This window comes from Phreatobacter sp., from assembly GCF_022843985.1.
Taxonomy (GTDB): Bacteria; Pseudomonadota; Alphaproteobacteria; order Rhizobiales; family Phreatobacteraceae; genus Phreatobacter.
Genome location: NZ_JALHMP010000052.1, coordinates 1 through 9,426 on the forward strand (window position 1 = coordinate 1; position 9,426 = coordinate 9,426).

Sequence of the window (9,426 nt, forward strand, 5' to 3'; positions counted from 1 at the left end):
CCTCCGGGAACCGCCGCGGAGGGCGCGGCGACAGGCCCTGCCGCCACGGCGGGGGCGCCGCCGCCCCCCGGCCCATAGTCATAAAGTTGCGCAGGGATCGGCAATTTTATCCATTTCGACCGGACTTTCGCGACCCCCGGCAATAAACATGATCCCAACCCGGGCGGCCGGGCGTATTGCCGCTTGTGCCGCTCTTTGAAATCTGTCAAATAACGGCCTGAGAAAGGTCAGCATCGCTGCCCTATCCAACAGGACCCCGGAACAGGGGCGTCGGGGAGGACGTGAAGCCCCGAGTTTGCATGCCGGACCGGTTGCGGATTTGATCCGTCGCCCGTGCCGGTTTCCCGTGTCACGATCAGCGACCCAGGTCGCAGAACGAGGTGGATGATGAGCACGCAGCGGATTGGTGCGATGGCGGGTCCGGGGATCGAGGCGCGGACGAATCGCGCCACGAAAGCCAATGTGCCTGCCCGCGTCAAAAACCGCACGCGCGCCGTCATCGACCCTGGCCTGCCGGACGCGCAGGGCCTCTATGACCCGCGCAACGAGAAGGATTCCTGCGGCGTCGGCTTCATCGCCGACATGAAGGGCCGCAAGTCCCACAAGATCGTCCAGGATGGCATCCAGATCCTGCTGAACCTCGAGCACCGCGGCGCCGTCGGCGCCGACCCGCGCGCCGGCGACGGCGCCGGCATGCTCGTGCAGCTGCCCGACGCCTTCTTCCGCAAGGAGGCCACCCGGCTCGGCTTCGACCTGCCCGAGCCCGGCCACTATGCCGTCGGCTTCATCTTCTTCCCGCGCGACCCCGAGGGCCAGTCCATCGTCCGCGAGGCGATCGAGAAGGTCATCGCCGACGAGGGCCAGGTGCTGCTCGGCTGGCGCGACGTGCCGACCGACAATGCCTCGCTCGGCGAGAGCGTCAAGCCGACCGAGCCGCTGCACAAGCAGCTTTTCGTCGCGCGTGGCGCCGATATCGAGTCCGAGGATGACTTCGAGCGCCGCCTCTTCGTCCTGCGCAAGGTCATCTCCAACCTTGTCTATGACCTCAACGACCCGCGTACCCGGGGCTATTACCCCGTCTCGCTGTCGTGCCGGACCATCGTCTACAAGGGCATGTTCCTCGCCGACCAGCTCGGCGCCTATTTCCCCGACCTGCACGACCCCTCTTTCGAGAGCGCCATCGCCCTCGTCCACCAGCGCTTCTCCACCAACACGTTCCCCGCCTGGTCGCTCGCCCATCCCTACCGGATGGTCGCCCATAACGGCGAGATCAACACCCTGCGCGGCAACGTCAACTGGATGGCGGCACGCCAGGCGAGCGTCGATTCCGAGCTCTTCGGCAACGACATCTCCAAGCTCTGGCCGGTCTCCTACGAGGGCCAGTCGGACACCGCCTGTTTCGACAACGCCCTCGAATTCCTCGTCCAGGGCGGCTATTCGCTCGCCCATGCGGTGACGATGCTGGTGCCCGAGGCCTGGGCCGGCAACAAGAGCATGGATGAGCAGCGCCGCGCCTTCTACGAGTACCATGCCGCCATCATGGAGCCCTGGGACGGTCCGGCCGCCATCGCCTTCACCGACGGCCGCCAGATCGGCGCCACGCTCGACCGCAACGGCCTGAGGCCGGCGCGCTGGTTCGTCACCAAGGACGACCGCATCATCATGGCCTCCGAGATGGGCGTGCTGCCCGTTCCGGAGAGCGAGATCATCCGCAAGTGGCGCCTGCAGCCCGGCAAGATGCTGCTCGTCGACCTCGCCGAGGGCCGCATCATCTCCGACGAGGAGATCAAGGCCGAGCTCGCCGCCTCCAATCCCTACAAGGAGTGGCTGGAACGCTCGCAGCTCATCCTCGAGGACCTGCCGCCCGTCGAGCCGCGCGCCTCGCGCACCGACGTGCCGCTGCTCGATAAGCAGCAGGCCTTCGGCTACACCCAGGAGGACGTGAAGATCCTGCTGGCGCCCATGGCCACCACCGGCCAGGAGGCCGTCGGCTCGATGGGCACCGACACGCCGATCTCGGCGCTGTCGTCCAAGTCCAAGCTGCTCTACACCTATTTCAAGCAGAACTTCGCCCAGGTGACGAACCCGCCGATCGACCCGATCCGCGAGGAGCTCGTCATGAGCCTCGTTTCCTTCATCGGACCGCGGCCGAACCTGTTCGACCTCGACGGCACCTCGCGCCGCAAGCGTCTCGAGGTCCGCCAGCCGATCCTCACCAACCAGGACCTGGAGAAGATCCGCTGCATCGGCCACCGCGAGGATTCCTTCGACACGAAGACCCTCGACATCACCTATCCCGCCACCAAGGGCGCCGCCGGCATGGCCGAGGCGCTGCAGCTCCTCTGCGACCGTGCCGAAGCCGCCGTCCACGGCCGCTACAACATCATCATCCTGTCCGACCGCATGGTCGGCCCGGACCGCATCCCGATCCCGGCCCTGCTCGCCACCGCGGCGGTCCACCACCACCTCATCCGCAAGGGCCTGCGCACCGCCGCCGGCCTCGTCGTCGAGACGGGCGAGGCGCGCGAGGTGCATCACTTCTGCTGTCTCGCCGGCTACGGCGCCGAGGCGATCAACCCCTATCTCGCCTTCGAGACCATGGAGGAGCTGCACGCCAAGGGCGAGTTGCCCCCCGAGGTCGACGCCGCCGAGGTGGTCAAGCGCTTCATCAAGTCCATCGGCAAGGGCATCATGAAGGTGATGTCCAAGATGGGCATCTCCACCTACCAGTCCTATTGCGGCGCCCAGATCTTCGACGCCGTCGGCCTCGCCGACGCGTTCGTGGCGCAATATTTCACCGGCACGGCCACCCGCATCGGCGGCGTCGGCCTGCCCGAGATCTCCGAGGAGACGGTAAGCCGCCACACCGCTGCCTTCTCCGACGATCCGACGCTGAAGACCGCGCTCGAGGTCGGCGGCGAATATGCCTACCGCATCCGCGGCGAGGACCACGTCTGGTCGCCCGAGACGATCGCGGCGCTCCAGCATGCGGTGCGCGGCAACAGCCAGGACCGTTACCGCGAATTCGCCCGCCTCATCAACGAGCAGACCTCGCGGCTGCAGACCATCCGCGGCCTGTTCCGCATCCGCACGGCCGAGGAGGTCGGGCGCAAGCCCGTGCCGCTCGACGAGGTCGAGACCGCCGCCGCCATCGTCAAGCGCTTCGCCACCGGCGCCATGTCCTATGGCTCGATCTCGCGCGAGGCCCATACGACGCTGGCGCTGGCCATGAACGCCATCGGCGCCAAGTCCAACACCGGCGAGGGCGGCGAGGAATCCGAGCGCTTCCAGCCCCTGCCCGACGGGCGCTCCATGCGCTCGGCCATCAAGCAGGTCGCCTCCGGCCGCTTCGGCGTCACGACGGAATATCTCGTCAATTCCGACATGATGCAGATCAAGATGGCCCAGGGCGCCAAGCCCGGCGAGGGCGGCCAGCTGCCCGGCCACAAGGTCGACGCGGTCATCGCCAAGGTGCGCCACTCGACGCCCGGCGTCGGCCTGATCTCGCCGCCGCCGCACCATGACATCTATTCGATCGAGGATCTGGCGCAGCTCATCTACGACCTGAAGAACGTCAACCCCCGCGCCGACGTCTCGGTGAAGCTCGTCTCCGAGGTCGGCGTCGGCACGGTCGCCGCCGGCGTCGCCAAGGCGCGCGCCGACCACGTGACGATCTCCGGCTTCGAGGGCGGCACCGGCGCCTCGCCGCTGACCTCGATCAAGCACACCGGCTCGCCGTGGGAGATCGGCCTTGCCGAGACCCACCAGACCCTGGTGCTGAACCGCCTGCGCTCACGCATCGCGGTGCAGGTCGACGGCGGCCTGCGGACCGGCCGCGATGTCGTCATCGGTGCCCTGCTCGGTGCCGACGAGTTCGGCTTCGCCACCGCGCCGCTGATCGCCACCGGCTGCATCATGATGCGCAAGTGCCACCTCAACACCTGCCCGGTCGGCGTCGCCACCCAGGATCCGGTGCTGCGCAAGCGCTTCAAGGGTCAGCCCGAACACGTCATCAACTACTTCTTCTTCGTCGCCGAGGAAGTGCGCGAACTGATGGCCGAGATGGGCTTCCGCACCATCGACGAGATGGTCGGCCAGATGCAGATGCTCGACCGCCGCGAGGCCGTCGACCACTGGAAGGCCAGGGGGCTCGACTTCTCGCGCCTCTTCCACAAGCCGGACGTGCCGGCCGAGGTCGGCGTCTTCCATTCCGAGACGCAGAACCACCACCTGGAGGCCGTGCTCGACCGCAAGCTGATCGCTTCGGCCATGCCGGCCCTCACCGAGGGCAAGCCCGTCGTCATCGAGACCGCCATCGGCAGCGTCAACCGCTCGGTCGGCGCCATGCTGTCGGGCGAGGTCGCTGCGCGCTTCGGCCATGCCGGCCTTGCCGACGATTCCATCCACGTCAAGCTGACGGGAACCGCCGGCCAGAGCTTCGGCGCCTGGGTCACCCGCGGCGTCACGCTGGAGCTCGAGGGCGAGGCCAACGACTATGTCGGCAAGGGCCTCTCCGGCGGCAAGATCATCGTCTATCCCTCGGCCGAGGCCACCAGCCTCGATGTCGACAACTCGATCATCGTCGGCAACACCGTGCTCTACGGCGCCATCGAGGGCGAGTGCTACTTCCGCGGCATTGCCGGCGAGCGCTTCGCCGTGCGCAATTCCGGCGCCATCGCGGTGGTGGAAGGCACGGGCGACCACGGCTGCGAATATATGACCGGCGGCGTCGTCGTCGTGCTCGGCCAGACCGGCCGCAACTTCGCGGCCGGCATGTCCGGCGGCATCGCCTATGTGCTGGACGAGGAGGGCGATTTCGCCCGCCGCTGCAACATGGCCATGGTCGAGCTGGAGCCGGTGCCGGAGGAGGACGACCTCCTGTCGCGCGTCTACCACCAGACCGGCGGGCTCGACAGCCACGGCCGCGTCGACGTCATGAGCGACATGAGCCGCTTCGACGCCGAGCGCCTGCACCAGCTCATCGCCAACCACGCCCGCTACACCGGCTCCCGGCGCGCCCGGGACATCCTCGACCGCTGGTCGGAGATGCTACCCAAATTCAGGAAGGTGATGCCGGTCGAATACCGCCGCGCGCTTCAGGAAATGGAACAGGCCCAGCGTCCGCTCGCGCTGGCAGGAGAATAAGACCATGGGGAAGGTAACCGGCTTTCTGGAGATCGACCGTCAGGACCGGCGCTATGCGCCGGCCGGCGACCGCATCCGCCACTACCGCGAATTCGTCATCCCGCTAAGCGAGGAAGGCACCCGCAACCAGGCGGCGCGCTGCATGAGCTGCGGCATACCGTTCTGTCACAACGGCTGCCCGGTCAACAATCAGATCCCCGACTGGAACGACCTCGTCTACAATGGCGGCTGGCGCGAGGCCGCCATCAACCTGCACTCGACCAACAACTTCCCCGAATTCACCGGCCGCATCTGCCCCGCCCCCTGCGAGGCCGCCTGCACGCTGAACATCGAGGACACGCCGGTCACCATCAAGACGATCGAGTGCGCCATCATCGACCGCGCCTGGAACGAGGGCTGGGTCACGCCCGAACCGGCCAAGGTCAGGACCGGCCGCAAGGTGGCGGTGGTCGGCTCGGGTCCCGCCGGCCTCGCCGCCGCCCAGCAGCTCGCCCGCGCCGGCCATGACGTCCACGTCTACGAGAAGTTCGCCAAGGCCGGCGGCCTGCTGCGCTACGGCATTCCCGACTTCAAGATGGAGAAGCGGCTCATCGACCGCCGCATCCACCAGATGGAGGCCGAGGGCGTCACCTTCCACTACAACGAGCATGTCGGCGTCACCCGTCCGGTGGACGAACTCACCGCCAGCTATGACGCGGTGCTGCTCACCGGCGGCGCGGAAAAGCCGCGCGACCTGCCGATCCCTGGCCGCGACCTCGAGGGCGTCCATTTCGCCATGGACTTCCTGCCGCAGCAGAACCGCCGCGTCTCCGGCGAGCCCATCGGCACGAACGAGCCGATCCTCGCCTCCGGCAAGCATGTCGTCGTCATCGGCGGCGGCGATACCGGCTCGGACTGCATCGGCACCTCGGTGCGCCAGGGCGCCCTCTCGGTCACCCAGCTCGAGATCATGCCGAAGCCGCCGGAGAAGGAGAACAAGGCCCTCGTCTGGCCGCTCTGGCCGCTGAAGATGCGCACCTCCTCCAGCCACGAGGAAGGCGCCGAGCGCGACTTCGCGGTCATGAGTGCGGAATTCACCGGCCAGAACGGCCGGGTGAAGAGCCTGAAATGTGTCCGTGTCGACGAGAAGATGCAGCCGATCGCCGGCAGCGAGTTCGAGCTCAAGGCCGATCTCGTCCTGCTCGCCATGGGCTTCGTCAACCCGGTCCATGAGGGCATGGTCGCGAGCCTCGGCGTCTCGCTCGACGCCCGCAAGAACGTCGCGGCCAACACCAACGACTACCGGACCTCGGTCGAGAAGGTCTATGCCGCCGGCGACATGCGCCGCGGCCAGAGCCTGGTCGTCTGGGCGATCCGCGAGGGTCGCCAGGCCGCGCACTCCATCGACAAGGACCTGATGGGCACGACCACCCTGCCGCGCTGAGCGGCCGGGCAGCGCCGCCGCGGCGCACTGGACCATGGGTGACAGCAGAGCCGTCTTGCGCCATGCTGTCGCCCATGAACCTGACCGTTCGATCGCCCCGGGACGTGAGCCTCGATCCGGCCCAGCTGGTCGGGTCGTTCCGTCGGTTCGGCCTTTATGGCCCGGTTTACGAGATCATCGCGGTGGCGTCGGTCAGCCCGGTCGAAGGGCTTCTGATGCAGGTGCGGGTGCTGGAATCGGGTGAGCGGCTCGACTATCCGCTTTCCGACATTCTCGACGATCCGCTGGAGCGGTAAGGCGTGTTCGCCATCAGCTTCGATATGGTCGTCGGCGAACTGCGCGCCCACTATCCGCGGCGGGTGCCGCAGGCCTACGAGGAGATCCAGAACGCCCTCGGCACCCTCGGTTTCGAATGGGTGCAGGGCTCCGTTTATGTCAACCGCACCGGCGATCTCGCCGACGTGACCCGCGCCGTCGATGCCTTGCGCGCACTGCCGTGGTTCGGCACCTGTTGCAGGGACATCCGGGCCTTCAAGGTCGAGAGTTGGTCCGACTTCACTCCCCTCTTCAAGAGCTGATCCCATGTTCTTCGCAAGCGACAACGGCCTCGGTGCCTCCGACAAGGTCATGCAGGCGATCGCCGCGGCCAATGGCGGGGCGCGGCTCGGCTATGGCAATGACGAGGCGACCAAGGCCGTCGTCGGCAAGCTCTGCGACCTCTTCGAGCGCGAGGTCGGCGTCTGGATGGTCGCCACCGGCACGGCGGCCAACGGCCTCGCCCTCTCCACCCTGACACCGCCCTGGGGCATCGTGCTCTGTCACGACGAGAGCCATGTCATCGAGGACGAATGCTGCGGGCCGGAATTCTTCACCGGCGGCGCCAAGCTGGTCGGCATTCCTGGCCGCGGCGCCAAGATCACCGCGCCGGCACTGGAGGCGGCGATCGCCGGCCTCGGCCGCCGCGTGCCGCACAATGCGCCGATCCACGCCCTCTCCCTCACCCAGTCGACCGAGCTCGGCCAGGTCTATTCCGTCGCCGAGGTGACGGCGCTGTCCGCCATTGCCCGCACCCATGGCCTTGGCGTCCACATGGACGGCGCCCGCTTCGCCAATGCCGTCGCCGCGCTCGGCTGTTCGCCGGCCGAGATCACCTGGAAGGCCGGTATCGACGTGCTCTCCTTCGGCACCACCAAGGGCGGCGGCCTCGCCTGCGAGGCGCTGATCTATTTCGACCCCGCGAAGGGCGCCGAGATGGTCCGCCGCCGCATGCGCGCCGGCCATCTCCTGTCCAAGCACCGCTTCCTCGCCGCGCAGATGGAGGCCTTCCTCGATGGCGGCCACTGGCTCGACCTCGCCCGCGACGCCAATGCCGCTGCCGCCCGCCTCGCCGCCGGCCTGGCCGCCATTCCCGGCGTGCGCCTGCCGCTCCAGCCCCAGGCCAACGGCCTGTTCCCTATCTTCCGGCAGGAGATCGTCGACGCCCTGAAGGCCGAAGGCGCCGCCTTCTATCCCTGGCCGGACAAGGGCCTCCCCGAGGCCGAGCGCGCCCGCCCCGGCGAGGTCATGATGCGCCTCGTCACGAGTTTCGCCACCCGCGACGAGGATATCGACCACTTCCTCGCAGTGGCGGCCCGGGCTGCGGCACCGCTCGCCGTCAACCAACGGAGCTCAACCAAGGCGGCTCTCGACAATTTGGAAGCCGAGCTCAAGGTGGCCGGCGGATGGGTGCGAATGTCGATCGATGACGCGTTGCACGCAGGGAGCGGTACCTATCGGTGCATTGCATGTCACGGCCCGATGAGGGCCCATAAGAAGGGCACCACCGGCCAGAGGGCTCATTTCGAACACCTTAGTCACCATCCGGGGTGTTCGCGGAGCAACGGCTTCAACGGGGTGGCCAGCCGGCATCCAGATGCTCTGGCCTGAGGCCACGGCGGAGTGAATACGACCAACCAGAACCGACACGCGCCCGCCCTGAAATCGCCGTTCTCCTTGCCGAAAGCTTGACAGGGTTCGGGGGGAAGAAGGACACGATCGCGTGCGCCACATCATGTTCATGGCAGCGGCCGCCGCCGCCCTCTCCGCCGGTCTCGGCCAGGCCCAGGCCGGCCCGCTCGCCTCAGGGCCCCTCGCCGCGCCCGTCCCCACCGCTGCCCTGTCCGTCCAGTACTGGGGCGGCGGCTGGGGCCCGCCGCGCATCTATGACTATGACGACGAACCGCCGGTCTATCGCCGCCGCTATGTCGTTCCGGATGACGAGGACATCCTGCCGGCCTCCGAGGCCATCGCCATCGCCCGCTCCATGGGCTACCGCGCCATCAGCCGGCCCCGCCTCGCCGGCCGCGTCTGGGTCGTCGAGACCGTCGGCGGCGCCGGCCAGCGCGCCCGTGTGACCATCCACGCCTATAGCGGCGCACCCATCAACATCCGCGAGCTGGAACCCGGCGGCCCCCGCTTCCCCACCCCTCCGGTCTGGTCCGACGAGCGGCCCAGCTTCGGCAACGCCCGCCCCCCCGGCCAGCGCGAGGGCCGGTTCGATCCGGACGGCGTCGTCCGTCCCGAGCGCCCGGCCCGTCCGGCGCCCAACATCACCGCCCGTGCCGTCCCGGTGCCGACGCCACGGCCCAATATCGACGGGGATCTGGTGCCGCAGCCGCCCATGGTCCCGCCCGTTCCGCCGCTGGCGCAGCCCCCCGCCGCGGAGATACCGGCCGCACCGCCGCCGGCCGCGAGCCTGCCGCAACGCCAGGTCGATCCGCCCGTGGTCACCCCCGTTCCGCCGCCGGCACTCAGTGTCGAGCCGGCCCAGCCCTTCCCGCCGCCGGCCCGCACCGCGCCCCAGGCCGAGCAGCCCGAGA

6 protein-coding genes are annotated in these 9,426 nt (G+C 68.4%); all 6 read left to right on the top strand.

All coding sequences use genetic code 11. The annotated features are described in order from the left end of the window. Positions 1-387: 387 nt before the first annotated feature. Positions 388-5,145, top strand: a complete 4,758-nt coding sequence (gene gltB / locus Q0C57_RS21015; protein ID WP_296579876.1) for a glutamate synthase large subunit — start codon at positions 388-390, stop codon at positions 5,143-5,145. Between the two features lie 4 nt (positions 5,146-5,149). Next, positions 5,150-6,568, top strand: coding sequence for a glutamate synthase subunit beta (locus Q0C57_RS21020; protein WP_296579878.1), 1,419 nt, complete (start codon positions 5,150-5,152; stop codon positions 6,566-6,568). A gap of 62 nt (positions 6,569-6,630) precedes the next feature. Continuing rightward, positions 6,631-6,864, top strand: a complete 234-nt coding sequence (locus Q0C57_RS21025) for a DUF5397 family protein (RefSeq protein ID WP_296579881.1) — start codon at positions 6,631-6,633, stop codon at positions 6,862-6,864. Positions 6,865-6,867: 3 nt separating this feature from the next. Then, the gene (locus Q0C57_RS21030) at positions 6,868-7,146 is read left to right on the top strand and encodes a virulence factor (RefSeq protein ID WP_296579883.1); all 279 of its coding nucleotides are present in this window, start codon (positions 6,868-6,870) and stop codon (positions 7,144-7,146) included. Positions 7,147-7,150: 4 nt separating this feature from the next. Next, entirely contained in the window at positions 7,151-8,494 is a 1,344-nt protein-coding gene (locus tag Q0C57_RS21035; RefSeq protein WP_366937865.1) for a beta-eliminating lyase-related protein, read from the top strand. Positions 8,495-8,606: 112 nt separating this feature from the next. Further along, positions 8,607-9,426: hypothetical protein (locus tag Q0C57_RS21040; RefSeq protein WP_296579886.1), on the top strand; the 820-nt coding region annotated here is incomplete at its 3' end.